Genomic DNA, 23,799 nt, shown 5'->3' on the forward strand with positions numbered 1-23,799 from the left:
ATGTATCTGTTCCGTCTAGCCATGGCCAGCCTGGCTAACCGCCGCTTTACCGCGATCCTCACCGCGTTCGCCATCGCGCTTTCCGTCTGTTTGTTACTGGCGGTGGAACGCGTGCGCGTCGAGGCGCGCAACAGTTTTGCCAGCACCCTCAGCGGCACCGACCTGATCGTCGGCGCCCGTTCCGGTTCGGTCAACCTGTTGCTGTACTCGGTGTTCCGCATCGGCAACGCCACCAACAACATCCGTTGGGACAGCTACGAGCACTTCGCCGCCAACCCCCAGGTGAAGTGGGCGATCCCGATCTCCCTCGGCGACTCCCATCGCGGCTACCGCGTGATGGGCACCAACGACTCCTACTTCGAGCACTATCAATACGGGCGCAAGCAAAACCTCGAATTGGCCAGCGGCCGTGCCTTCGCCACTGACCCGTTTGAAGTGGTGCTCGGCGCCGAAGTCGCCGAGGCGTTGCACTACAAGCTCGGCGACAAACTGGTGCTGGCCCACGGCGTGGCGGTGGTGAGCCTGGTCAAACACGACGACAAACCCTTCACCGTGGTCGGCATTCTCAAACGCACCGGCACGCCGGTGGACCGCACGCTGCACATCAGCCTCGGCGGCATGGAAGCGATCCATATCGACTGGCACAACGGCGTGCCCGCCCAGGGCAAAGGCCGCATCAGCGCCGATCAGGCGCGCAACATGGACCTCACCCCGCAGGCCATCACCGCGTTCATGCTGGGTTTGAACAACAAGATTTCCACCTTTGCCCTGCAACGGGAGATCAATGAATTCCGTGGCGAACCGATGCTGGCGATCCTGCCGGGCGTGGCGCTGCAAGAGTTGTGGAGCATGATGGGCACCGCCGAAAAAGCGCTGTTCGTGATCTCGCTGTTCGTGGTGCTGACCGGTTTGATCGGCATGCTCACGGCGATCCTCACCAGCCTCAACGAGCGCCGCCGCGAAATGGCGATCCTGCGTTCGGTGGGCGCCCGCCCGTGGCATATCGCGACGTTGCTGATCTTTGAAGCCTTCGCCCTGGCGCTGTCTGGCGTGGTCGCCGGGGTTGGCTTGTTGTACGTGTGCATCGCCGCCTCACGCGGCTATTTGCAGGCCAACTACGGCCTGGACTTGCCAATGGCGTGGCCGAGCGAATATGAATGGACGCTGCTCGCCGGTATCCTGGCCGCCGCGCTGTTGATGGGAGGCGTGCCCGCGTGGCGCGCTTATCGACAATCCCTGGCCGACGGCCTGTCCATACGTTTATGAGGAAGGCTTCGATGCGTCGTGCGCTGTTTGCGTTGTTGCTGCTGGTATCCGCGCCCGTGTGGGCCGCCGACCAGCCCAAGGATTTGTCGTGGCAGGAGATGATCCCACCTGACGCGCCGCCGGAAGTGCCAAACATGAAACCGTTGCACGATCTGTCAGGCATGGCCGATGCCTTGTCGGCCGAAGCGGCGCCAGCGGCCAAGCAGGATCTGCCCAACGCGCCGGTGGTGCAGGCGCTTGACGGTCAGCATATTCGTTTGCCGGGTTACATCGTGCCGCTGGAAGTCAGCGAAGAAGGTCGCACCACCGAGTTCTTGCTGGTGCCGTATTTCGGCGCGTGCATCCATGTGCCGCCGCCGCCGTCGAACCAGATCGTGCATGTGAAAAGCGAAGTCGGCGTGAAGCTCGATGAGCTGTACCAGCCGTACTGGATCGAAGGCGCGATGCAGGTCAAGCCGTCCACCAGCGAGCTGGCCGATGCCGGTTACCAGATGGAGGCCGAGAAGATTTACATGTACGAACTGCAGGAATAACGCTGATCGCCCTTTCATTGAGCTGAATCAAAAGACCGCACGGAACGATCTTTACCATTGGACCTACAACTTTTAAACGTCCTTTGGAGCTCCCATGAACAAGTCCCTGCTCGGCGCGTCCCTCTTCGCGCTCGCCCTCGTCGCCCCGGTTGCCCACGCTCACGAAGCGGGCGACATTCTGGTTCGCGCCGGTGCAATCACCGTGAACCCGAAGGCCGACAGCGGCACCGTCAAAGTTGACCAGGGCCCATTGGCCGGCGCCAACCTGGGCGGCAAGGCGACCATGAGCAGCGACACCCAACTGGGCCTCAACTTCGCTTACATGCTGACCAACCACGTCGGTATCGAACTGCTGGCCGCCACGCCGTTCGAGCACGACGTGAAGATCAAGGGCACCGCCCTCGGCGCCGCCAACGGTAAGCTCGGCACCCTGAAACACCTGCCGCCGACCTTGAGCGTCGTGTACTACCCGCTGGACAACAAGTCCGCCTTCCAACCCTACGTAGGCGCCGGTATCAACTACACCTGGATCTACGACGAGCACGTCGGCAGCCGCGCCCAGGGTGCAGGCTTCAGCAACTTCAAGGCAGAAAACTCCTGGGGCTGGGCCGCACAGATCGGTGCGGACTACATGATCAACGACAAGTGGATGATCAACGCCCAGGCGCGCTACATCGACATCAGCACCAAGGCCACCGTGGACAACAACGCCCTGGGCCAAGGCACGCGCGCCAAGGTCAATGTGGACGTGGACCCGATGGTTTACATGGTGGGTATCGGCTACAAGTTCTAAGCAACACCGCATAAAAAAATGTGGGAGTTGGCTTCTGTGGGAGCTGGCTTGCCTGCGATAGCATCACCTCGGTATGACTGAAACTCCGAGGTGTCTGCATCGAAGGCAAGCCAGCTCCCACATTTGCGTTTGGGGCGGTGTCAGGTATGGCGGTAGAACCGATCCAGCAACGCCGGCAACCCTGCCCGCCACGCCCGTGGCTTGATGCCAAAGGTGTGCAGGATCTTCTTGCAGGCCAGCACCGCATGTTGCGGTTCATCACTCGCGTCCGGCCGAGCCGCATGGGCCTGGGCGGTGGGTGATTCAATCGCCAGCGGATGAAACGTACGCGCTTCCGTGAGGATCGCCTGGCCCAGCGCCAACGGCGTGGTCGCCTCCTGGCCGGCGTAGTGATAGGTGCCCCACAACGGCGCCGCGCAATCGAGTTGCTTGAGCACCGAGATGATGACCCGCGCCGCATCATCCACCGGCGTCGGGTTGCCACGACGGTCATCCGCCATCAGCAATTCATCCGGCTTCTCGGCCCGGGCCAAAAAGCGCCCGAGAGTACCGTCGACGCTGTCATCCAGCAGCCAGCCAAAACGTAGCAACACATGTTGCGGGCACGTCGCGCGCACGCTCTGTTCGATACGCCACAACGCCTGGCCGCGCAGGCCCAGGGGCACCGGCTCGTCCTTTTCGCTGTAGGCGGTGGCACGGGAGCCATCGAACACGCGGTAGCTGGACGGTTGCAGCAAGGTAATGGTGTGGTGCTGGCACAGTTCGGCCAGGCGTTCGATGGCGAACTCCTGGGCGGCCAGACGGGTTTCGCTGACGGCTTCGGCCTGGAACCAGTCGAAGTAGTAGGCGAGGTTGATCAACGCATCGGGACGGGTGTCGTCGAGCAATTGGGTAAGGCTCGCGGCATCCCAGCCGTCTTGGGGCGGTTTGGGGGCGAGGAAACCGATGTCTTCCTCTGCACCGAGGCGAATCAGCGCCTGCCCGAGGGCATTCCCGCCGCCCAATAACATAAGGCGCATTCGCATAGAGTGTGCAGGCCCGGTCAGTGTGGAACGATGGCTAATTAAGTATTGGTCAGAATCGTTGCATTTTGCGGGTTTGTAGCGCAACCGTCACGGATTAACTGTCTTCGCGCCGGCCTCCGGCGGCTCATGCTCAAGGGCCGCCTTGACGGGCACCATCACCTGCTGTGGATAAGTCTGCGCAAACTGCACCTCGGCGCAGTTATCCACAAGCTTCTTCAAGCGCTGGTTGAAGGCACGGCTCACCGCATATTGCCCACCCGACACGGTACGGAACTGCGCCGTGAGCACCACGCCATTGAGGTCCATCCTATCCACGCCAAACACCTCCAGCGGCCCTTGCAGGTTGTACTTGAGGAACCCATCGTCACGGATCGACTGGCCCGCCTCGCGGATCAACTCCACGGCCTTGTCCACATCGGTGTCGTAGGTGAACTGCACCGAGAAGAACGCGTAGGCAAATTGCCGCGACTGGTTGGTGACCGCCTTGATCTGCCCGAACGGCACCGAATGCACAAACCCCTTGCCGTCGCGCAGGCGCAGGGTGCGGATGGTCAGGCCTTCGACGGTGCCGGCGTGGCCGGAGTCGAGCACCACCCAGTCGCCGATGGACAGGGTGTCTTCGATGATGATGAACAGCCCGGTGATCACATCCTGCACCAGTTGCTGCGAGCCAAAACCAATCGCCAGGCCCACCACCCCGGCACCCGCCAGCAGCGGCGCGACGTTGATCCCCAGGTTGGCCATGGTGGTGATCGCGCAGATCACCACCAGGATGATTTTCACCGCGTTGCGCACCAGCGGCAGGATGGTTTTCACCCGCGTACTCGGCTGGCGGCTGGAGCGCTTGTTGACGGGTGGCTTCAAGGCTTCCTGGATCGCCGTGTCGAGCACCACCCAGAACAGCCAGGTCATCAGCAGGATCAAGCCGATGCTGCTGAGGGAATCACTGATCGCCCGGCCGATGGAATTGCGCTCGGCAAACTCAAACAACGAGACGCCCCAGATCCGCCCGAGGATCTCGATAAACCCGATGGCCATGGCGATACGCAAAATCGCGTGCAACAGGCTGAGGAAACGTTCCTTATAGGCACTGCTGCGCTGGATCGCCACCTGGCTGCGGGACTTGAACAGGTGTTGCAGCACCGTGCTGAGGAACACCGTGCCGATCAGCAGGATCGTCGTGAACAACGCGCAGCGCAGGGCCTTTTGATTGTCGTCACCGGCGCCAATCAGGTTGATCGCCGAGACCAGCACCATCAACAGGATCGGCCAGTACCACAGCCCGGAAAACACCCGCAGGGATTGCTGCAACGCCGGGTGTTTAAGCCGCTGGGCCAACGGTCGGTTGCGGATCAGGTGAGCCACCGGCCGGCGCAGGCGCACCACCAGCACGCCGAAGATCACCGCAGCAAACAGGCCGGTAAACACCGCGATACTGCTGGTGATATTGCCGCCGAGCTGGCGGGCGATTTGCGGGCTGGTCAGGGCGTCGCTGAGGGCGGCGAGAAAGCCGATGAGGAACAGCGGCTTGGGGCAATAATCGCGAATGATCTGCACGGCCGGCCGCTTGTGGCCGAGGTTGAACATGACGATCACACACAGCAGCATCGACGTGGAAAAGATCCCGCTGCTGGTGGCGTAGGCAAAACACAGCGCCAGCGCTCTTCCTACTGATGTGGGTAAAAAATGGCTGACGTAAAGCGTCAAGGGCAGGCAGACCAGTGCCGGCAGCGTATAGGGCACCACGTAGCCGAGCACGGCTTGCAGGCGCTCGCGTTGTTCGACAAAGGCGCGCCGGCTCAGGCGCCGCACGAACCAGCGGCCCAACAACGTGAGCAACGCAAACGCGCCGATCCACACCCCGGATAACAGCAGGAAGTCCCCGGCGACGCTCCATGGCGAACGTTCTGACGTCTGGTCCACCAACCGCCCTACTTCGTCTGCCGCCCGGTCCGCACGCAGGCGCCAGGCATCGACCAGGCTCTGATTGAGGTCGAGTTTGTCCTGCACATTGTCGATGCTGGAACTGATGGCCCCGAGCAGGCCGCCCTCCACCAGCAGTTCCGGCTTGGCCGGTGCTTCGGCTTGCGGGTCGGCGGCTTGCAGTGCGCCGCTGCCGCACAACAGCAGCGCACCGAGCAGTAGTGCAGTCTTTGAGTTCAGCAAAACACCGGGCTCCTTCAGCAGGGTCTGTAAGGAACTGACGGGTTTGGGCCTTGATCGTTCCCCCGCCCGGCCATGTTTATGCCGTCCGTAGGACGCTGGAAACTTTCCGTCGCCCCCTAGAGTCAGCCTTAAACGGGGGCAAAGCCCCACTCTTTTTCAGGAGCGACCATGGCTGCGAGTCCCGACTGGATGCCCGTCACCCCCAGCGTTGCCATCACCCGCTTCACGGTGCTGACGGTAAATATCCATAAGGGGTTTACCGCCCTGAACCGGCGTTTCATCCTGCCCGAGCTGCGCGAAGCCGTGCGCAGTGTGGGCGCGGACATGGTGTTCCTGCAGGAAATCCACGGCACCCACGAACGCCACCCGCAGCGCTACAGCGACTGGCCGAACATGCCGCAGTACGAATTCCTCGCCGACAGCATCTGGCCGCAGTTCGCTTACGGGCGCAACGCGGTCTACCCCCACGGGGACCACGGTAATGCGCTGCTGTCGAAATTCCAGATTGTGCGCTATGACAACCTGGATATTTCCCAGAATGGCCATGAAAACCGGGGCCTGCTGCATTGCGTACTGCGACTGCCGGGCACCGGGCAGGAGGTGCATGCGATCTGCATCCACCTGGGCCTGCGCGAGGGGCATCGCCAGCAGCAACTGCGCTTGCTGGAGCAACGCATCCGCGAGATTCCGGCCGATGCGCCACTGGTGGTGGCCGGAGATTTCAACGACTGGCGGCAGAAGGCCGACTTGAGCCAGAGCGGCCTCACCGAAGTGTTCATGCAGGCCCACGGCAAACCGGCACGCACCTTCCCGGCGCGCCTGCCGCTGTTGCCGCTGGACCGCATCTACGTGCGTAACCTCAAGGTGCATAACCCCCGGGTGTTGACGACCCGCCCCTGGTCCCATCTGTCAGACCACGTGCCACTGTCGGTGGAGATCGAGCTATGAGCGTCGCCGTCGAACACATCGCCACCGACCAGCCGCCGGACGCCGCCAAGGCCCGCGACCTGGACTACGGCTGGCACAGCGATAACCAGGTGCAGTTGCTGGAAAACGGCGAGGCGTACTTCCCGAAGGTCTTCGAGGCTCTGCGCGAGGCGCAGCGGGAAATCCTGCTGGAGACCTTTATCCTGTTCGAAGACAAGGTGGGGCATGAGCTGCAACACATCCTGATCGACGCGGCGCAGCGTGGCGTGAAGGTGGTGGTCAGCCTCGACGGCTTTGGCTGTGGCGAGCTGAGCCCGGCGTTTCTCGGTGAGCTGGCGGACGCCGGGGTGACGGTGCAGATGTTCGACCCGGCGTCGAAAACCCTGGGCTTTCGCACCAACTGGTTTCGTCGCCTGCATCGCAAGATCGTTGTGGTGGACGCCGCCGTGGCGTTTATCGGCGGGATCAATTTTTCCGCCGACCATCTGGCGGATTTCGGCCCCGAAGCCAAGCAGGATTATGCGGTGCAGGTGACGGGCCCGGCGGTGGCCGACCTGCATCATTTCGCCCTCGCACAAAGTGGCCGTCAGCTGCGCGCCCGGCGCGGTTGGCGGCGGCGCCAGCAGCGGCCTTGCGCAGGACCTGCCGCTGGCGAGGGCTTGGTGCGCTTGATTTATCGCGACAACGTACAACACCGCGATGACATCGAAGAGGCCTATATCCACGCCTTGGGCCAGGCACAAAAGCGTGTGGTGATCGCCAACGCCTACTTCTTCCCGGGCTACCGCCTGCTGCGGGAAATCCGCAATGCGGCGCGCCGGGGCGTACAGGTGCAGTTGATCATGCAAGGCCAACCGGATGTGCTGCTGGCCAAGCTGGCCGCGCGCATGCTCTACGACTACCTGCTCAAGGATGGCGTGGTGATCCACGAGTATTGCCAGCGCCCGCTGCACGGCAAAGTGGCGTTGGTGGATGGATGACGAATGGAGCACCGTGGGTTCGAGTAACCTGGACCCGCTGAGCCTGGCGCTGAACCTGGAAGCCAACGTGCTGATACGCGATCGCGCCTTCAACCAACAGCTCTACGCGCGCCTGGAAATACTCGCGCCCGCGATCACTGCCAGACCATGCCGGAAAACCGCAAGCCGCGTTTGTGGTTGTGGCGATTGACCGTAGGTTTCCTGGTGTTTCATGTGATGCGTCACTTCCCCGCGATGACCGGTTGGCTGCCCGCCCATAAACCGCGCTTGAAGCCGTTCGAGGGCCAGGCCCATGACCACTGAATCGCGCTTCAAACGTTGGAAGAAACCGCTGACCGTGCTGTTCTTCCTGGCGTTGCTCGTGTTGTTCACCCTGCTCGCCCGGCGCATCGACTGGAGCGAAGTGCTACAGACCCTGGGGGACTTCAAGCTGCGCACCTTGCTCATCGCGGGCGCGGTGACGCTGTGCAGTTTTTTGGTGTACGCCAGCTTTGATCTGATCGGTCGCACCTACATTCGCCAAGACCTGACCTGGAAGCAGATCCTGCCGGTGGGCATCATCAGCTACGCGTTCAACCTCAACCTCAGCGCGTGGGTAGGCGGCATTGCCATGCGCTATCGGTTGTATTCGCGGCTGGGGGTGAGCACTGCCAATATCGCCAAGATTCTGGGGTTGAGCCTGGCGACCAATTGGTTTGGCTATATGGCGCTGGCCGGGGTGATTTTCAGCAGTGGCCTGGTGACGATGCCGCCAGGGTGGAAAGTCAGCACAGGCGCGTTGCAGGGCATTGGGGTTGTGTTGGTGCTGCTCAGCCTGGGTTACCTGGCCGCCTGCCAATTCTCGAAAAAGCGCGCGTGGTCGGTTCGCGGTATGGAGATCAACCTGCCGTCAGTGCGCATGGCGTGCTTGCAGTTGGCCTTGGGCGCATTGAATTGGTCGCTGATGGCGGCGGTGATTTTTACCCTGCTGCCGGCCAAGCTGGACTACCCGTTGGTACTCGGGGTGTTGCTCATCAGCGCCATCGCCGGCGTGATCACCCATATCCCGGCGGGGCTTGGGGTGTTGGAGGCCGTGTTTATTGGATTGCTGCAACATGAGGCGTCGCGGGGCAGCTTGCTGGCGGGGCTGATTGCTTATCGGGCGATCTACTTTATTTTGCCACTGCTGATCGCGCTGGTGATGTACCTCGGGGTGGAGGCCAAGGCGAAGGCGTTGCGGGTGAAGAAGGCGCCGGCTTGAGCTTGTGTTGATCGGTCTACCGCAATCGCGGGCAAGCCCGCTCCCACAGTTGAAATGTATTCCAATGTGGGAGCGGGCTTGCTCGCGAAGACGGCTTAGAGAACACCAGGTTCTTAGACACCAAATCGACTGCGGTAATCACTGGGCGCCAGCCCGGTGATCTTCTTGAAGGTGGCGCGAAAGGCGCTGGGGTCTTGGTAGCCCACAGTCCAGGCGATGTGATCAATGGTGCCGTTGGTGAATTCAAGCATTTGCCGCGCCTTGCCCACACGCAGGTGCTGGCAGTATTCGGTGGGCTTCAAGCCGGTAGCGCTGCGAAATCGCCGTAGGAAGGTACGCTCTTCCAGGCCCGCCTCCTGCGCCATGGCGGCGACAGATACATCCACTGCGCCGCTGGCTTGCAGCCAGTGCTGAACCTTGAGGATGGCGCCATCACCATGCCCTAGGATTGGCGCAAAATTGCTGCCGCACTGGCTGGCGCTGTCGCTGTGTTCGATCACCAGGAAACGTGCGGTGTCGGCGGCGATGCTCGGGCCCATCAGCCGATCCACCAGGCGCAGGCCCAGTTCGGACCAGGCCATCAGCCCGGCCGTGGTGATCAGGTCGCCGTCATCGACGATGGGCTTGTCCGCCTCCAGGCGCACCGCCGGATAGCGCGCGGCAAAAGATTGGGCGGAAGACCAATGGGTGGTGGCGCTGCGCCCATCCAACAGGCCGCTGCGCGCCAGCATGATCGAGCCGATACACACGCCGCCCAGCACCGTGCCCGCCGCATGTTGCTCGCGCAACCACGCCAACAGCGCCGGCGGCGTTTGTTCTTCGGTAAACTCGCCGATGGACGGCGGCACCAGCACGGCCATCATCGGTTGATCGGGACCAGGGTGGCTGTCAAAAACGCGCAGCGGCTTGCCCTGTGCGTCGACTTGCCAGTGGCTGACCCGCAGCAATGGCAATTGCGCAGATTGATGCTCGGCGGCGATCCGGTTGGCCACGCCGAACAAGTCAGTCAAACCATGCACGGCGGCCAGTTGCGCCCCCTGGTAGATCAACACACCCAACTCAACAACGACCATTGTCAGTTTTCCCCCTGTTATTGTCGGCGCAGCCAATCCCAGGTGCAGGCGCCAGCGAAGATACTGGGCCCATCAACCCATCACGAGGCAATCCCCATGGCCAAGCAAGCACTCATCCTAATCGATATCCAGAACGACTACTTCCCTCAGGGCAAGTGGCCACTCGACGGCGTGGACGCCGCGGCGGACAAGGCTGCGCAGGTGCTGCAAGCGTTTCGCCAGGCCGGTGACGCGGTGATTCATGTGCGCCATGAGTTCACCTCCGAGGACGCGCCGTTCTTCACGCCGGGCTCCGAGGGCGCGCATTTGCATTCCAAGGTGCTGAACGAGGGCAACGAGCCGGTGGTATTGAAGCATTTCGTCAATGCGTTTCGCGAAACCCATCTGCGTGCACTGCTGGAGCAACGCAGCATCACCGAACTGGTGGTGGTCGGCAGCATGAGCCACATGTGCATCGATGCCGTGGTACGGGCAGCGGCGGATTTGGGCTACAAGGTCACGGTCATTCACGACGCCTGCGCCACCCGGGAGCTGGAATTCAATGGCCAGGTGATTCCGGCCGCGCAGGTGCATGGCGCGTACATGGCCTCATTGGCATTTGGCTATGCGGGCGTGGTATCGGCGGATGAATACTTGCAGGCGCAAGCGGCGGCGGCCTGACCGCCACTTGCCTGGCCGACGTTAGCGAGTCGCGATGATGAACAGGCGCGGAAATGGCAGCAATACGGTGCCATCGGCCAGGGCTGGGTAAGCCTGGGTAATCCGCGCCTGGTATTCCTGTAGGAAGGCGGTCTTTTCGCTATCGGTCAACGGCGCGAGGAAGGGTCTCAGGGCCGACGCCTTGAACCACTCCACCACCGCGGCGTGATCTGCCAGCGGGTGCAGGTAAGTGGTACGCCACACATCGACGGTGCTGCAGTGTTTGCTCAACAGTTCGTAGTAGTAGCTCGCGGCGTGGCGCTCATTGTGTTTGACCGCGCCGATCTTGGCGGCCCATGGGCCCTCGGCAGCGACTTCACGGGCGAGCCGGTGGGCAGGCTCGTCGAGGTTGTCCGGGGTTTGCACCGCCAGCGTGCCGCCGGGTGTCAGTTGGTTGACCAGGTGCGGGTACAGCGTGGCGTGATTCGGTAACCATTGCAGGGATGCGTTGGCCAGGATCACGTCAAAGGCTTGCGCTGGGTTCCAGTCGCCAATATCCGCCAGCTCGAAACTCAGTGCCGGCAGGCGTTTGCGGGCGTCGGCGAGCATGTCGTCGGAGCTGTCCATGCCGGTGACGTGGGCGTGCGGGAAGCGCTCGGCCAGTACTTCGGTGGAGTTGCCGGGGCCGCAACCCAGGTCGACGGCGGTGCGCACGTCGGTATTGGGAATCGCCGCCACCAGGTCACGGACCGGACGGGTGCGCTGCAGTTCGAACATCGTGTATTGCTTGGCTGACCAGGTCATCGCAGCATTCCTTCATGTTAAAGGTTGGCCACAGCCTAAATCCTGTGGGCTCTGAGAACAAATGCCCGGATGATCGGGCAATAAAAAACCCCCGAAGCCTGGGCTATCGGGGGTTTTGTGTGTTCTGGGTCTTGGACCTTAGAACGGGATATCGTCATCAAAGCTGTCGAAATCCGGGGCCGGTTGCGGAGCGGCCTGCTGTGGCGCTGGACGCGACTCACGCTGAGGCTGCTGGCTTGGCTGCGGACGCGACTGCTGTGGACGCGGAGCCGAGTTGGACATGCCGCCCTGGCCCTGTTGGTCGCCCTGTGGACGGCCGCCCAGCAGTTGCATGGTGCCTTGCATGTCGACCACGATTTCGGTGGTGTAACGCTTGATACCGTCTTTTTCCCACTCGCGGGTTTGCAGCTTGCCTTCGATGTAGACCTGCGAACCTTTGCGCAGGTATTCACCGGCGATCTCTGCCACCTTGCCGAACATCGACACACGGTGCCATTCGGTTTTCTCGACCTTCTGGCCGGTTTGCTTGTCGGTCCACTGTTCGCTGGTCGCCAGACTCAGGTTGGTCACGGCGTTACCGTTAGGCAAGTAGCGAACTTCGGGATCCTGGCCGCATGTACCGACCAATATGACTTTGTTAACCCCACGGGCCATAACGTTCTCCTAGGCTGGGCGCGCTGTCGGCATTGGGTTGACCAGTTGCTCAAGCGTCGCGCGATCCAATAATTCGGTGTCCAATTTGATGTAGATGGCGGCTTCTTCGGCGATCACTACCGCATCTGTTACCCCAACAACGGCCTTTAGGCGCTCTACCAGGCCGGCTTCACGAATTGCTTCGGGCGACAACGGCAGGCGCAGGCTTGTGACGTATGGAGGTTCGCGCATGGTAACAGCAAAGGCTAGCCAAAGTGCAGCCAGCCCGGCGCATCCGAGGAACACAACCGACAAACCGCCATGCTGGAACATCCAGCCGCCCATGATGCCGCCCAGTGCAGAGCCGAGGAACTGGCTGGTGGAATACACCCCCATCGCCGTGCCCTTGCCTCCGGCCGGTGAAACTTTACTGATCAGCGAAGGCAACGAAGCTTCCAGCAGGTTGAACGCGGTGAAAAATACCACCGTGCCGACTACCAGTGCGCGCAGACTGTCGCCGAACTGCCAGAAGAATAGCTCAGTGAGCATCAGCGTCGCGACGGCGCCGAGGAGCACTTGTTTCATTTTGCGTTTCTTCTCGCCATAGATGATGAACGGGATCATGGCGAAGAACGAAATCAGCAGTGCCGTGAGGTAGACCCACCAGTGCTGCTCCTTGGGCAGGCCGGCTTTTTCCACCAGCGCCAGGGGCAAGGCGACGAAGCTGCACATCAGCATGGCGTGTAATACGAAGATACCTAAATCCAGGCGCAGCAGGTCGGGGTGCTTGAGCGTCGGCAGCAACGCCTTGCGCGCAACGCCCGATTCGCGGTGCTGCAGCGTGCCGGTGGAGCGCGGCACCATGAAGGCCACGATCACGATACCGAACAGCGCCATGCCGCCGGTGGCGAGGAACAGGCCGTGCAGGCCGAACGCACTTGTGAGCAAGGGACCGACCACCATGGCCACGGCAAACGACAGGCCGATGGTCATGCCGATCATGGCCATGGCCTTGGTGCGGTGTTGTTCGCGGGTCAAGTCCGACAGCAGTGCCATGACGGCGGCAGAAATCGCCCCGGCGCCCTGTAGGACACGGCCGGCAATCACGCCCCAGATCGAATCCGACCGGGCCGCGAGCACACTGCCGAGGGCGAACACGATCAGCCCCAGGTAAATCACCGGGCGGCGGCCAATGCGGTCGGAAATGATCCCGAATGGAATCTGGAATATCGCCTGGGTCAGGCCATAGGCGCCAATCGCCAGACCGATCAGGGCGGGGGTCGCGCCTGCGAGGTCCATCCCGTAGGTCGCCAGTACCGGCAACACCATGAACATGCCAAGCATACGGAACGCGAACACCAGGGCCAGACCGCTTGCCGCTCGGGTCTCGCCGCTACTCATGCGTTCGCTGTGGGGATCGTGCATGGAAAAACCTCGTGTGAACCGGCGGCGATTCTACCAGTCCCATCGATTGAGAGGGTATATGCGGCGGTTTGCCGCGCAGCTTTCATGTAAGGCTGCACACGGCACTTTGACAGTGTATATTCATCCAGTCTTTAGCCGTATACTCCGGCATTATTTACGCCCGCCGTGCGAGGCCATCTTGGACAAGATCCTGATTCGTGGGGCTAGAACCCACAACCTGAAGAACATCGACCTGACCCTGCCCCGGGACAAACTGATCGTCATCACCGGTTTGTCGGGGTCCGGCAAATCGTCCCTGGCGTTCGATACGCTGTACGCCGAAGGCCAGCGGCGCTATGTGGAATCGCTGTCGGCCTATGCCCGGCAGTTCCTGTCGATGATGGAAAAGCCCGACGTCGACACCATTGAAGGCCTGTCGCCGGCGATCTCCATCGAGCAGAAATCGACCTCCCACAACCCGCGCTCCACCGTGGGCACCATCACCGAAATCTACGACTACCTGCGTCTTCTATACGCGCGCGTAGGTATTCCGCGTTGCCCCGACCACGACATTCCCCTGGAAGCCCAGACCGTCAGCCAGATGGTTGACCTGGTGCTGGCCCAGCCGGAAGGCGCCAAGCTGATGCTGCTGGCACCGGTGATTCGCGAGCGCAAGGGCGAACACCTTTCCGTCTTCGAAGAGCTTCGTGCACAAGGTTTTGTACGTGCACGGATCAACGGCAAGCTCTATGAGCTGGACGAAGCGCCGAAGCTCGACAAGCAGAAGAAGCACTCCATCGATGTGGTGGTGGATCGCTTCAAGGTGCGGGCTGACCTGCAGCAGCGCCTGGCGGAATCGTTCGAGACGGCCTTGAAGCTGGCAGATGGCATTGCCCTGGTGGCGCCGATGGACGACGAGCCGGGTGAGGAAATCATCTTTTCCGCGCGCTTTGCCTGCCCAATCTGCGGCCATGCCATCAGCGAGCTGGAACCCAAGCTGTTCTCCTTCAACAACCCCGCCGGCGCCTGCCCGACGTGCGATGGCCTCGGCGTGAAGCAGTTCTTCGACATCAAGCGCCTGGTCAATGGCGAGCTGACCTTGGCCGAAGGTGCGATACGTGGTTGGGACAGGCGTAACGTCTATTACTTCCAGATGCTGGGGTCGTTGGCATCCCACTACAAATTCAGCCTGGAAGTGCCGTTCAACCAACTGCCGGCGGACCAGCAGAAAGTCATCCTCCATGGCAGCGGCTCGCAGAATGTCGACTTCAAATACCTGAACGACCGCGGCGACATCGTTAAACGCTCGCACCCGTTCGAAGGCATCGTGCCAAACCTGGAGCGCCGCTACCGCGAGACCGAATCGGCCAGCGTGCGTGAAGAGCTGGCGAAATTCCTCAGTACCCAACCCTGCCCGGATTGCCGCGGCACGCGCCTGCGTCGTGAAGCGCGGCACGTGTGGGTGGGTGAGAAGACGTTGCCGGCGGTGACCAACCTGCCTATCGGCGACGCCTGTGAGTACTTTGGTGTACTCAAGCTGACCGGCCGTCGCGGCGAGATTGCCGACAAGATCCTCAAGGAAATTCGCGAGCGCTTGCAGTTCCTGGTCAACGTGGGCCTGGACTACCTGTCGCTGGATCGCAGCGCCGATACACTGTCCGGCGGTGAAGCCCAGCGGATTCGCCTGGCCAGCCAGATTGGCGCGGGTCTTGTGGGGGTGCTGTACATCCTCGACGAACCGTCGATCGGTTTGCACCAACGGGACAACGATCGCCTGCTGGGCACGCTGAAACACCTGCGGGATATCGGCAACACCGTGATCGTGGTCGAGCACGACGAAGATGCAATTCGCCTGGCGGATTATGTCGTCGATATCGGCCCGGGCGCGGGTGTTCATGGTGGGCACATTGTCGCCGAGGGCACGCCGGCCGAAGTCATGGCGCACCCTGACTCGCTGACCGGTAAGTACCTGTCTGGCCGCGTGAAAATTGAAGTGCCGGCCAAACGCACACCGCGCAACAAGAAGCAGGCACTGCACCTCAAGGGCGCGCGTGGCAACAACTTGCGTAATGTGGACCTGGAGATTCCCCTGGGACTCTTAACCTGCGTGACGGGTGTTTCCGGCTCAGGTAAATCGACGCTGATCAACAACACCCTGTTCCCGTTGAGTGCCACCGCCTTGAACGGCGCGACCACTCTGGAAGCGGCAGCGCATGACAGCATCAAGGGCCTGGAGCTCCTGGACAAAGTGGTCGATATCGACCAGAGCCCCATTGGCCGCACGCCTCGTTCGAACCCTGCGACCTACACCGGGTTGTTCACACCGATTCGCGAGTTGTTTGCAGGTGTCCCGGAATCCCGCTCGCGGGGCTACGGGCCTGGCCGGTTTTCGTTCAACGTCAAGGGCGGGCGCTGCGAAGCGTGCCAGGGCGATGGCCTGATCAAGGTGGAGATGCACTTCCTGCCGGACATCTACGTGCCTTGCGATGTGTGCAAGAGCAAGCGCTACAACCGCGAAACCCTAGAGATCAAGTACAAGGGCAAAAGCATCCACGAAACCCTGGAGATGACCATCGAGGAAGCTCGGGTGTTCTTCGACGCGGTTCCGGCGTTGGCGCGCAAGCTGCAGACGTTGATGGATGTGGGCCTGTCGTATATCAAATTGGGCCAATCGGCGACCACGCTGTCCGGCGGCGAGGCGCAGCGGGTGAAGCTGTCGCGCGAGCTGTCCAAGCGTGATACCGGCAAGACCTTGTATATCCTGGATGAGCCGACCACCGGTTTGCACTTCGCGGATATCCAGCAATTGCTCGACGTGCTGCATCGCTTGCGCGACCACGGCAACACCGTGGTGGTGATCGAACACAATCTGGATGTCATCAAGACTGCTGACTGGCTGGTGGACCTCGGGCCGGAAGGTGGCTCCAAAGGTGGCCAGATCATCGCGGTGGGCACACCGGAGGAAGTCTCCGAGATGCCGCAGTCGCACACTGGTTACTACCTCAAACCGTGGTTGGCGCGCGACCGGGCCTGATTTATCGGGCCCAACAAAAAGCCCCTGTCACCGTTAAGGCGACAGGAGCTTTTTTGTAGCCGGGGATCAGAACTGCGATTGCAGGTAATTCTCCAGGCCGACCAGCTTGATCAGGCCCAACTGCTTTTCCAGCCAGTAGGTGTGATCTCCTTCGGTGTCGTTCAACTGCACACGCAGGATTTCACGGGTGACATAGTCGTTGTGCTTCTCGCAGAGCTCAATGCCCTTGCAGAGTGCGGCACGTACCTTGTACTCCAGGCGCAAGTCACTGGCGAGCATCTCAGGCACCGTGGTACCGGTGTCCAGATCGTCGGGACGCATGCGCGGCGTGCCTTCGAGCATCAGGATGCGGCGCATCAGTGCGTCGGCGTGCTGTGCCTCTTCTTCCATTTCATGGTTGATACGTTCGTAGAGCTCGGTAAAGCCCCAGTCTTCGTACATACGCGAGTGGATGAAATATTGGTCACGAGCTGCCAGTTCGCCCGTCAGCAACGTGTTGAGGTAATCGATTACGTCGGGGTGACCTTGCATCGCCCTACATCTCCCTGCTTGAAAGTCTGTAGTTTGAACCATGCTGACTCGGAGGTCACGGGATCAACGGCAGAAAAGTGAAGAATTTCCGAGAAAAGTAGCTGAATTAACGCAAAAACCGCCCAAATGAGGGCGGTTCTGCTTATCGTTTAGAGTCAGTTAAGCGATACACCCAGTGCCTTTGCGATTGCTTCTCCGTACGCCGGATCGGCCTTGTAAAAATGCGCCAGTTGACGCTGAACCACATCACTCGACACACCCGCCATCGCACCGGCGATGTTGCTGGTGAGCAACGCTTTTTGCTCATCGCTCATCAGGCGGAACAGCGCCCCTGCGTGGCTGTAGTAGTCAGTGTCCTCGCGGTGATCGTAACGATCGGCAGCACCGCTCAGCGCCAGCGCAGGCTCGGCGTACTGAGGCGCTTGCTTAGGCGCATCGGCGTAGCTGTTGGGCTCGTAGTTAGGAGCGGCACCACCGTTAGGGCCGAATGCCATCGAACCGTCACGCTGGTAGCTGTTCACCGGGCTTAGAGGGGCATTCACCGGCAGTTGCTGGTGGTTGGTGCCAACACGGTAGCGGTGGGCATCGGCATAGGCGAAAACGCGACCTTGAAGCATGGGGTCTGGCGACAGGCCTACGCCTGGAACCATATTGCTTGGACCGAACGCCGCTTGCTCGACTTCTGCAAAGTAGTTCTGTGGGTTGCGGTTGAGTTCCAACTCACCCACTTCGATCAACGGGAATTCCTTCTGCGACCAGGTTTTGGTCACATCAAAGGGGTTCTCGTAGTGAGCATTCGCCTGGGCTTCAGTCATGATCTGGATGCAGACGCGCCATTTCGGGAAATCACCGCGCTCGATTGCACCGAACAGATCGCGCTGGGCGTAATCGGGATCAGTACCCGCCAAGCGCGCCGCTTCAGCCGGCGCCAGATTCTTGATGCCCTGCTTGGTTTTGTAGTGCCACTTAACCCAGTGACGCTCGCCTTGGGCGTTGATCAGGCTGTAAGTATGGCTGCCGAAGCCGTGCATGTGACGGTAGCCGTCTGGGATGCCACGGTCCGAAAACAGGATGGTGACCTGGTGCAACGCTTCTGGAGAGTGCGACCAGAAGTCCCACATCATTTGCGCGCTTTTGAGGTTGCTTTGCGGCAGGCGCTTTTGAGTGTGGATGAAGTCTGGAAACTTGAGCGGGTCGCGAATGAAGAACACAGGGGTATTGTTACCCACGATGTCCCAGTTGCCTTCTTCGGTGTAGAACTTCAGAGCAAAGCCACGTGGATCACGCTCGGTATCCGCCGAACCGCGCTCGCCGCCTACAGTGGAGAAGCGCAGGAAAGTTGGCGTTTGTTTACCAACAGACTCGAACAACTTGGCGCTTGTGTACTGCGTGATGTCTTTAGTAACAGTGAACGTACCGTAAGCACCCGACCCCTTGGCGTGTACACGGCGCTCAGGAATGTTTTCACGGTTGAAGTGAGCGAGCTTCTCGATCAGGTGAAAATCGTCGAGTAGCAACGGGCCGCGCGGGCCAGCGGAACGGGAATTCTGGTTGTCCGCAACGGGAGCACCGCTGGCGGTCGTAAGGATTTTATTCTGGCTCATGTGCGTATTCCTCAGGTCGGACTTGGAACTGCCGGCTAATCGGCTTGGTGGAGAGTATTGATCATCAACATGACACCCACAAATTCATTAAATTGCGGACATCAATAGAAAATTACTACCAACAACGCCAACAGCCATAGTGCCGAGCCCTACCTGGGGAAGCTTGTACAAATCGCGCTTTTATTACGCGCACAAAAAACCGGGCACTAGGCCCGGTTCTTCGTTACAGCTTGACGTCTTACTCGGCGCTTACAGCTTCGCCAGCAGTAGCACGATCAACCAACTCGACGTACGCCATAGGCGCGTTGTCGCCAGCGCGGAAACCGCACTTGAGGATGCGCAGGTAGCCACCCTCACGGGTAGCGTAACGCTTGCCCAGGTCGTTGAAGAGCTTACCAACGATAGCTTTCGAACGAGTACGGTCGAAAGCCAGACGGCGGTTAGCCAGGCTGTCTGTCTTGGCCAAAGTGATCAGCGGCTCAGCAACGCGACGCAGTTCTTTAGCTTTCGGCAGTGTAGTTTTGATCAGCTCGTGCTCGAACAGCGACACCGCCATGTTTTGAAACATGGCCTTGCGGTGCGAGCTGGTACGGCTCAGGTGACGACCACTTTTACGATGACGCATGGTTCATTCCTTACCAAACTCACGTTCGGTGATTACGACGATCAGGCAGTCGCCTTGTCGTCCTTCTTAAGACTTGCAGGCGGCCAGTTGTCGAGGCGCATGCCGAGGGACAGACCGCGGGAGGCCAGAACGTCCTTGATTTCAGTCAAGGATTTCTTGCCCAGGTTCGGAGTCTTCAACAGTTCTACTTCGGTACGCTGAATCAGGTCGCCGATGTAGTAAATGTTTTCCGCCTTAAGGCAGTTAGCCGAACGTACAGTCAGTTCCAGATCGTCAACCGGGCGAAGCAGGATCGGATCGATCTCGTCTTCCTGCTCGATTACCACTGGTTCGCTGTCACCCTTGAGGTCGACGAACGCAGCCAACTGCTGTTGCAGAATGGTTGCAGCGCGGCGGATAGCCTCTTCAGGATCCAGAGTACCGTTGGTTTCCAGATCAATAACCAGCTTGTCCAGGTTAGTACGCTGTTCGACACGGGCGTTTTCCACCACGTATGCGATACGGCGAACCGGGCTGAACGAAGAGTCAAGCTGCAAGCGACCAATGCTGCGGCTTTCGTCTTCATCGCTCTGACGCGAGTCGGCCGGTTCATAACCACGACCACGAGCTACGGTGAGCTTCATGTTCAGGGCGCCGTTAGACGCCAGGTTAGCGATTACGTGATCGGGATTAACGATCTCGACATCATGATCCAGCTGAATATCGGCAGCGGTAACCACCCCCGAACCCTTCTTCGACAAGGTCAGCGTAACTTCGTCACGGCCGTGCAGCTTGATAGCCAGACCTTTAAGGTTCAACAGGATTTCAATTACGTCTTCCTGTACACCTTCGATGGCGCTGTACTCGTGGAGCACACCGTCAATCTCGGCCTCGACTACTGCACAGCCGGGCATTGAGGACAACAGGATGCGGCGCAGCGCGTTGCCCAGGGTGTGGCCAAAACCACGCTCGAGAGGCTCGAGAGTGATCTTGGCGCGGGTTGGACTGACAACCTGCACATCAATGTGGCGGGGTGTCAGGAACTCATTTACCGAAATCTGCATGGATGCACCTATTTTCTAGCCCTTACTTGGAGTAGAGCTCGACAATCAGGCTTTCGTTGATGTCGGCGGACAGATCACTGCGAGCAGGAACGTTCTTGAAAACGCCCGACTTCTTCTCAGTGTCTACTTCTACCCATTCTACGCGGCCACGTTGGGCACACAGATCGAGAGCTTGGACAATGCGAAGTTGGTTTTTTGCTTTCTCGCGAATCGCGACCACGTCACCAGCACGAACCTGGTAGGACGGGACGTTAACGGTTTGGCCGTTTACGCTGACGGATTTGTGCGATACCAGCTGACGGGATTCGGCACGAGTCGAACCAAAGCCCATACGGTATACAACGTTGTCCAGACGGCATTCGAGCAGTTGCAGCAGGTTTTCACCGGTTGCACCTTTCTTGCCAGCAGCTTCTTTGTAGTAGCCGCTGAACTGACGCTCGAGAACGCCGTAGATACGACGGACCTTCTGCTTTTCACGCAGTTGGGTGCCGTAGTCGGACTGGCGACCGCGGCGTTGGCCGTGGATACCAGGTGCTGCTTCAATGTTGCACTTCGATTCGATCGCGCGCACGCCGCTCTTCAGGAAGAGATCGGTGCCTTCGCGACGAGCGAGTTTGCATTTTGGACCAATGTAACGAGCCATTCTTTACAATCTCCTGGATTACACGCGGCGCTTCTTCGGCGGACGGCACCCGTTGTGCGGGATTGGCGTCACGTCGGTGATGCTGGCGATCTTATAGCCACAGCCGTTCAACGCACGGACAGCAGACTCACGACCTGGACCTGGACCTTTGACGTTAACGTCGAGGTTTTTCAGGCCGTATTCCAGCGCAGCTTGACCAGCACGTTCAGCAGCTACTTGAGCAGCAAACGGGGTGGACTTGCGGGAACCGCGGAAACCCGAACCACCAGAGGTAGCCCAAGACAGCGCGTTACCTTGACGGTCGGTGATGGTCACGATTGTGTTGTTAAAAGAAGCATGGATGTGGGCGATGCCATCAACCACTGTCTTTTTAACTTTTTTACGAGGACGAGCAGCAGGTTTTGCCATGATAATTTTCCTGTCGATTCGCTGGGGCGATTACTTGCGGATCGGCTTACGCGGACCTTTACGGGTACGCGCGTTAGTCTTGGTACGCTGACCGCGTACTGGAAGACCACGACGATGACGCAGACCGCGATAGCAACCGAGGTCCATCAAACGCTTGATTTTCATGTTGATTTCGCGACGCAGGTCACCTTCAGTGGTGAACTTCGCCACTTCGCCACGCAGCTGTTCAATCTGCTCGTCGCTCAGATCCTTGATCTTAGCGGCTGGGTTTACCCCAGCGACCGCGCAAATCTTCTGCGCAGTTGTGCGACCAACACCATAGATGTAGGTCAGCGAGATAACAGTGTGCTTGTTATCTGGAATGTTAACGCCTGCAATACGGGCCATTCAGTGGGACTCCAATTGACAGCTACCTACGCCCCGGAAGCCAAGAAATAGGGCGCGAGATAATATCGCTGTAATAACAAATAATCAACCCGGCAGCGCACTAGCTGCCGGGCTTCAAGCGGATCACACTCAGCCTTGGCGCTGTTTGTGACGCGGTTCCGCGCTGCAAATTACTCGAACAACACCTTCGCGGCGAATAATCTTGCAGTTACGGCACAGCTTTTTCACCGATGCACGAACTTTCATCACCAACTCCTCGAACCTTATGGGTACTCAGCGCAACATGCCGCTGCCGTAGCCCTTCAGGTTGGCTTTCTTCATCAGGGATTCGTACTGGTGCGAAACGAGGTGCGATTGTACTTGGGACATGAAGTCCATCACAACCACGACGACGATCAGCAACGAGGTCCCGCCAAGGTAGAACGGAACGTTTGCTGCAACCACCAGGAACTGGGGCAACAAGCACACGGCCGTCATATATAGAGCACCGAACAGGGTCAAACGAGTCAGAACGCCATCAATGTAGCGTGCCGACTGCTCACCTGGACGGATGCCCGGAATAAAGGCACCGGACTTCTTCAGGTTTTCCGCTACGTCTTTCGGATTGAACATCAACGCCGTATAGAAGAAGCAGAAGAAAATAATCCCTGCACTAAACAGCAGAATATTCAACGGCTGACCAGGAGCGATCGACTGAGAGAGGTCCTGCAGCCAGCCCATATTTTCAGACTGACCAAACCAGGTACCCAACGAAGCCGGAAACAGCAAAATGCTGCTCGCGAAAATTGCCGGAATAACACCGGCCATATTCACTTTCAGCGGCAAGTGGCTGGTCTGCGCAGCGAAGACCTTACGGCCCTGCTGACGCTTGGCGTAGTGAACAGCAATACGACGCTGGCCACGCTCAATGAACACCACAAAACCGATAATCGCTACTGCCAGCAAACCGATGGCAACCAGGGCGAAGATATTGATATCACCCTGACGTGCAGACTCGAAAGACTGCCCAATTGCTCTCGGAAGACCGGCGACGATACCTGCGAAAATCAACATCGAGATACCGTTACCAACACCACGCTCAGTAATCTGCTCACCCAGCCACATCATGAACATCGCACCAGCCACAAACGTGGATACCGCGACGAAATGGAAGCCAAAGTCACCAGTGAACGCAACACCCTGCCCAGCCAGACCAACGGACATGCCGATAGCCTGGACCAGGGCGAGGGCTACAGTGCCGTAGCGGGTGTACTGGCTAATCTTGCGACGGCCAGCTTCACCTTCCTTCTTCAACTGCTCCAGCTGCGGGCTGACGGCGGTCATCAGTTGCATGATGATCGATGCCGAAATGTACGGCATGATCCCCAGTGCAAAGATGCTCATCCGTTCCAGCGCGCCGCCGGAAAAACATGTTGAACAAGCTAAGAATGGTCCCCTCATTCTGTCGAAACAGGTCTGCGAGTCGGTCCGGGTTGATACCTGGAACCGGGATGTGTGCGCCTATTCGGTAGACGATAATCGCCAGGAACAGAAAACGCAGACGAGCCCAAAGTTCAGACATACCGCCTTTGCCGAGCGCTGAGAGAGCACCTTGCTTAGCCATTTATTCCTCGAACTTGCCGCCAGCTGCTTCGATAGCCGAACGCGCACCTTTGGTGGCGCCGATTCCCTTGCCGATAGTGACAGCGCGAGTCACTTCACCGGACAGCATGATTTTCACACGCTGTACGTTGACGTTGATCACGTTGGCATCTTTCAGGGTCTGCACAGTAACGATGTCGCCTTCCACTTTGGCCAGCTCGGACAGACGCACTTCTGCGCGGTCCATGGCTTTCAGGGATACGAAACCGAACTTAGGCAGGCGACGATGCAGCGGCTGTTGACCGCCTTCAAAGCCTGGAGCGATGGTGCCACCGGAACGGGAGGTTTGACCTTTGTGGCCACGGCCACCAGTCTTACCCAAACCGCTACCGATACCACGGCCCGGACGATGCTTTTCGCGACGGGAACCCGGCGCTGGACTCAGATCATTGAGTTTCAT

At 59.7% G+C, this 23,799-nt stretch carries 22 protein-coding genes and 2 pseudogenes; 8 read left to right on the forward strand and 16 right to left on the reverse strand.

Annotated features, from left to right (window positions below; all coding sequences use genetic code 11):
- From PSH87_RS25280 to PSH87_RS25290, 3 genes are all read left to right on the forward strand, one after another.
- Positions 1-1,266, forward strand: coding sequence for an ABC transporter permease (locus tag PSH87_RS25280; protein ID WP_026136776.1), 1,266 nt, complete (start codon positions 1-3; stop codon positions 1,264-1,266).
- An 11-nt stretch (positions 1,267-1,277) separates the two neighbouring features.
- On the forward strand, positions 1,278-1,799 hold the full coding sequence (locus PSH87_RS25285) for a DUF3299 domain-containing protein (protein WP_305431531.1): 522 nt from the start codon (positions 1,278-1,280) through the stop codon (positions 1,797-1,799).
- A 94-nt stretch (positions 1,800-1,893) separates the two neighbouring features.
- Positions 1,894-2,592 carry an OmpW family protein gene (locus tag PSH87_RS25290; RefSeq protein ID WP_017736650.1) on the forward strand — a complete coding sequence of 233 codons (699 nt, stop codon included), beginning with the start codon at positions 1,894-1,896 and terminating at the stop codon, positions 2,590-2,592.
- 140 nt (positions 2,593-2,732) lie between these two features.
- Here PSH87_RS25290 and PSH87_RS25295 read toward each other — a convergent pair whose 3' ends face one another.
- Both PSH87_RS25295 and PSH87_RS25300 read right to left on the reverse strand, forming a co-directional pair.
- On the reverse strand, positions 2,733-3,617 hold the full coding sequence (locus PSH87_RS25295; protein ID WP_026136777.1) for a sugar nucleotide-binding protein: 885 nt from the start codon (positions 3,615-3,617) through the stop codon (positions 2,733-2,735).
- An 87-nt stretch (positions 3,618-3,704) separates the two neighbouring features.
- The gene (locus PSH87_RS25300) at positions 3,705-5,783 is read right to left on the reverse strand and encodes a mechanosensitive ion channel family protein (protein ID WP_305431535.1); all 2,079 of its coding nucleotides are present in this window, start codon (positions 5,781-5,783) and stop codon (positions 3,705-3,707) included.
- 168 nt (positions 5,784-5,951) lie between these two features.
- On the opposite strand from PSH87_RS25300, the gene PSH87_RS25305 reads away from it, so the two are divergent.
- From PSH87_RS25305 to PSH87_RS25315, 3 genes and pseudogenes are all read left to right on the forward strand, one after another.
- Complete coding sequence (locus PSH87_RS25305; protein WP_305431537.1) at positions 5,952-6,731, forward strand: endonuclease/exonuclease/phosphatase family protein; 780 nt, start codon at positions 5,952-5,954, stop codon at positions 6,729-6,731.
- Positions 6,728-7,993: pseudogene (gene clsB / locus PSH87_RS25310) on the forward strand (cardiolipin synthase ClsB). The gene PSH87_RS25305 and the pseudogene clsB overlap by 4 nt, the downstream one beginning before the upstream one ends.
- Positions 7,983-8,930 (forward strand): lysylphosphatidylglycerol synthase domain-containing protein, encoded by a 948-nt coding sequence (locus tag PSH87_RS25315; RefSeq protein ID WP_305431538.1) that lies wholly within the window; start codon positions 7,983-7,985, stop codon positions 8,928-8,930. The pseudogene clsB and the gene PSH87_RS25315 overlap by 11 nt, the downstream one beginning before the upstream one ends.
- Positions 8,931-9,043: 113 nt before the next feature.
- Here the strand turns inward: PSH87_RS25315 and PSH87_RS25320 are convergent, their stop codons facing one another.
- Positions 9,044-10,003, reverse strand: a complete 960-nt coding sequence (locus tag PSH87_RS25320) for a GlxA family transcriptional regulator (RefSeq protein ID WP_305431539.1) — start codon at positions 10,001-10,003, stop codon at positions 9,044-9,046.
- Positions 10,004-10,099: 96 nt separating this feature from the next.
- Between PSH87_RS25320 and PSH87_RS25325 the strand changes: the two genes are divergently transcribed.
- Positions 10,100-10,663: a cysteine hydrolase family protein gene (locus PSH87_RS25325; RefSeq protein ID WP_305431540.1), complete on the forward strand. Its 564-nt coding sequence runs from the start codon at positions 10,100-10,102 to the stop codon at positions 10,661-10,663.
- A 21-nt stretch (positions 10,664-10,684) separates the two neighbouring features.
- Here the strand turns inward: PSH87_RS25325 and tam are convergent, their stop codons facing one another.
- The 3 genes from tam to PSH87_RS25340 all read right to left on the reverse strand — a co-directional run bounded on the left by tam (position 10,685) and on the right by PSH87_RS25340 (position 13,504).
- A complete protein-coding gene (tam, locus tag PSH87_RS25330; protein ID WP_305431541.1) occupies positions 10,685-11,446 on the reverse strand; it encodes a trans-aconitate 2-methyltransferase in 762 nt (253 codons plus the stop codon).
- Between the two features lie 138 nt (positions 11,447-11,584).
- Complete coding sequence (locus PSH87_RS25335) at positions 11,585-12,100, reverse strand: single-stranded DNA-binding protein (protein WP_003232445.1); 516 nt, start codon at positions 12,098-12,100, stop codon at positions 11,585-11,587.
- 9 nt (positions 12,101-12,109) lie between these two features.
- Positions 12,110-13,504 (reverse strand): MFS transporter, encoded by a 1,395-nt coding sequence (locus PSH87_RS25340; protein ID WP_305431542.1) that lies wholly within the window; start codon positions 13,502-13,504, stop codon positions 12,110-12,112.
- Between the two features lie 178 nt (positions 13,505-13,682).
- On the opposite strand from PSH87_RS25340, the gene uvrA reads away from it, so the two are divergent.
- Positions 13,683-16,517 carry an excinuclease ABC subunit UvrA gene (gene uvrA, locus PSH87_RS25345; protein ID WP_305431543.1) on the forward strand — a complete coding sequence of 945 codons (2,835 nt, stop codon included), beginning with the start codon at positions 13,683-13,685 and terminating at the stop codon, positions 16,515-16,517.
- A 66-nt stretch (positions 16,518-16,583) separates the two neighbouring features.
- Here the strand turns inward: uvrA and bfr are convergent, their stop codons facing one another.
- From bfr to rplO, 10 genes and pseudogenes are all read right to left on the reverse strand, one after another.
- Entirely contained in the window at positions 16,584-17,048 is a 465-nt protein-coding gene (bfr, locus tag PSH87_RS25350; protein WP_305431544.1) for a bacterioferritin, read from the reverse strand.
- A 155-nt stretch (positions 17,049-17,203) separates the two neighbouring features.
- Complete coding sequence (locus PSH87_RS25355) at positions 17,204-18,652, reverse strand: catalase (RefSeq protein WP_305431545.1); 1,449 nt, start codon at positions 18,650-18,652, stop codon at positions 17,204-17,206.
- A gap of 238 nt (positions 18,653-18,890) precedes the next feature.
- Positions 18,891-19,277 carry a 50S ribosomal protein L17 gene (gene rplQ / locus PSH87_RS25360; protein ID WP_003176402.1) on the reverse strand — a complete coding sequence of 129 codons (387 nt, stop codon included), beginning with the start codon at positions 19,275-19,277 and terminating at the stop codon, positions 18,891-18,893.
- 41 nt (positions 19,278-19,318) lie between these two features.
- The gene (rpoA, locus tag PSH87_RS25365) at positions 19,319-20,320 is read right to left on the reverse strand and encodes a DNA-directed RNA polymerase subunit alpha (protein WP_003176403.1); all 1,002 of its coding nucleotides are present in this window, start codon (positions 20,318-20,320) and stop codon (positions 19,319-19,321) included.
- Positions 20,321-20,342: 22 nt separating this feature from the next.
- The gene (gene rpsD, locus PSH87_RS25370; protein ID WP_003210056.1) at positions 20,343-20,963 is read right to left on the reverse strand and encodes a 30S ribosomal protein S4; all 621 of its coding nucleotides are present in this window, start codon (positions 20,961-20,963) and stop codon (positions 20,343-20,345) included.
- A gap of 18 nt (positions 20,964-20,981) precedes the next feature.
- Positions 20,982-21,371 (reverse strand): 30S ribosomal protein S11, encoded by a 390-nt coding sequence (gene rpsK / locus PSH87_RS25375; RefSeq protein WP_002555466.1) that lies wholly within the window; start codon positions 21,369-21,371, stop codon positions 20,982-20,984.
- 30 nt (positions 21,372-21,401) lie between these two features.
- Positions 21,402-21,758 (reverse strand): 30S ribosomal protein S13, encoded by a 357-nt coding sequence (rpsM, locus tag PSH87_RS25380; RefSeq protein WP_003194635.1) that lies wholly within the window; start codon positions 21,756-21,758, stop codon positions 21,402-21,404.
- Positions 21,759-21,887: 129 nt separating this feature from the next.
- The gene (rpmJ, locus tag PSH87_RS25385; protein ID WP_002555468.1) at positions 21,888-22,004 is read right to left on the reverse strand and encodes a 50S ribosomal protein L36; all 117 of its coding nucleotides are present in this window, start codon (positions 22,002-22,004) and stop codon (positions 21,888-21,890) included.
- 27 nt (positions 22,005-22,031) lie between these two features.
- Positions 22,032-23,361: pseudogene (gene secY / locus PSH87_RS25390) on the reverse strand (preprotein translocase subunit SecY).
- Positions 23,362-23,799, reverse strand: coding sequence for a 50S ribosomal protein L15 (rplO, locus tag PSH87_RS25395; protein ID WP_003176407.1), 438 nt, complete (start codon positions 23,797-23,799; stop codon positions 23,362-23,364).

It is taken from the genome of Pseudomonas sp. FP453, from assembly GCF_030687495.1.
Taxonomy (GTDB): Bacteria; Pseudomonadota; Gammaproteobacteria; order Pseudomonadales; family Pseudomonadaceae; genus Aquipseudomonas.

Coding starts and splice junctions, on each gene's coding strand:
- PSH87_RS25280 (WP_026136776.1), top strand. CDS start 1: ATGTATCTGTTCCGTCTAGCCATGGCCAGCCTGGCTAACCGCCGCTTT.
- PSH87_RS25285 (WP_305431531.1), top strand. CDS start 1,278: ATGCGTCGTGCGCTGTTTGCGTTGTTGCTGCTGGTATCCGCGCCCGTG.
- PSH87_RS25290 (WP_017736650.1), top strand. CDS start 1,894: ATGAACAAGTCCCTGCTCGGCGCGTCCCTCTTCGCGCTCGCCCTCGTC.
- PSH87_RS25295 (WP_026136777.1), bottom strand. CDS start 3,617: ATGCGAATGCGCCTTATGTTATTGGGCGGCGGGAATGCCCTCGGGCAG.
- PSH87_RS25305 (WP_305431537.1), top strand. CDS start 5,952: ATGGCTGCGAGTCCCGACTGGATGCCCGTCACCCCCAGCGTTGCCATC.
- PSH87_RS25315 (WP_305431538.1), top strand. CDS start 7,983: ATGACCACTGAATCGCGCTTCAAACGTTGGAAGAAACCGCTGACCGTG.
- PSH87_RS25320 (WP_305431539.1), bottom strand. CDS start 10,003: ATGGTCGTTGTTGAGTTGGGTGTGTTGATCTACCAGGGGGCGCAACTG.
- PSH87_RS25325 (WP_305431540.1), top strand. CDS start 10,100: ATGGCCAAGCAAGCACTCATCCTAATCGATATCCAGAACGACTACTTC.
- tam (WP_305431541.1), bottom strand. CDS start 11,446: ATGACCTGGTCAGCCAAGCAATACACGATGTTCGAACTGCAGCGCACC.
- PSH87_RS25335 (WP_003232445.1), bottom strand. CDS start 12,100: ATGGCCCGTGGGGTTAACAAAGTCATATTGGTCGGTACATGCGGCCAG.
- PSH87_RS25340 (WP_305431542.1), bottom strand. CDS start 13,504: ATGCACGATCCCCACAGCGAACGCATGAGTAGCGGCGAGACCCGAGCG.
- bfr (WP_305431544.1), bottom strand. CDS start 17,048: ATGCAAGGTCACCCCGACGTAATCGATTACCTCAACACGTTGCTGACG.
- PSH87_RS25355 (WP_305431545.1), bottom strand. CDS start 18,652: ATGAGCCAGAATAAAATCCTTACGACCGCCAGCGGTGCTCCCGTTGCG.
- rplQ (WP_003176402.1), bottom strand. CDS start 19,277: ATGCGTCATCGTAAAAGTGGTCGTCACCTGAGCCGTACCAGCTCGCAC.
- rpoA (WP_003176403.1), bottom strand. CDS start 20,320: ATGCAGATTTCGGTAAATGAGTTCCTGACACCCCGCCACATTGATGTG.
- rpsD (WP_003210056.1), bottom strand. CDS start 20,963: ATGGCTCGTTACATTGGTCCAAAATGCAAACTCGCTCGTCGCGAAGGC.
- rpsK (WP_002555466.1), bottom strand. CDS start 21,371: ATGGCAAAACCTGCTGCTCGTCCTCGTAAAAAAGTTAAAAAGACAGTG.
- rpsM (WP_003194635.1), bottom strand. CDS start 21,758: ATGGCCCGTATTGCAGGCGTTAACATTCCAGATAACAAGCACACTGTT.
- rpmJ (WP_002555468.1), bottom strand. CDS start 22,004: ATGAAAGTTCGTGCATCGGTGAAAAAGCTGTGCCGTAACTGCAAGATT.
- rplO (WP_003176407.1), bottom strand. CDS start 23,799: ATGAAACTCAATGATCTGAGTCCAGCGCCGGGTTCCCGTCGCGAAAAG.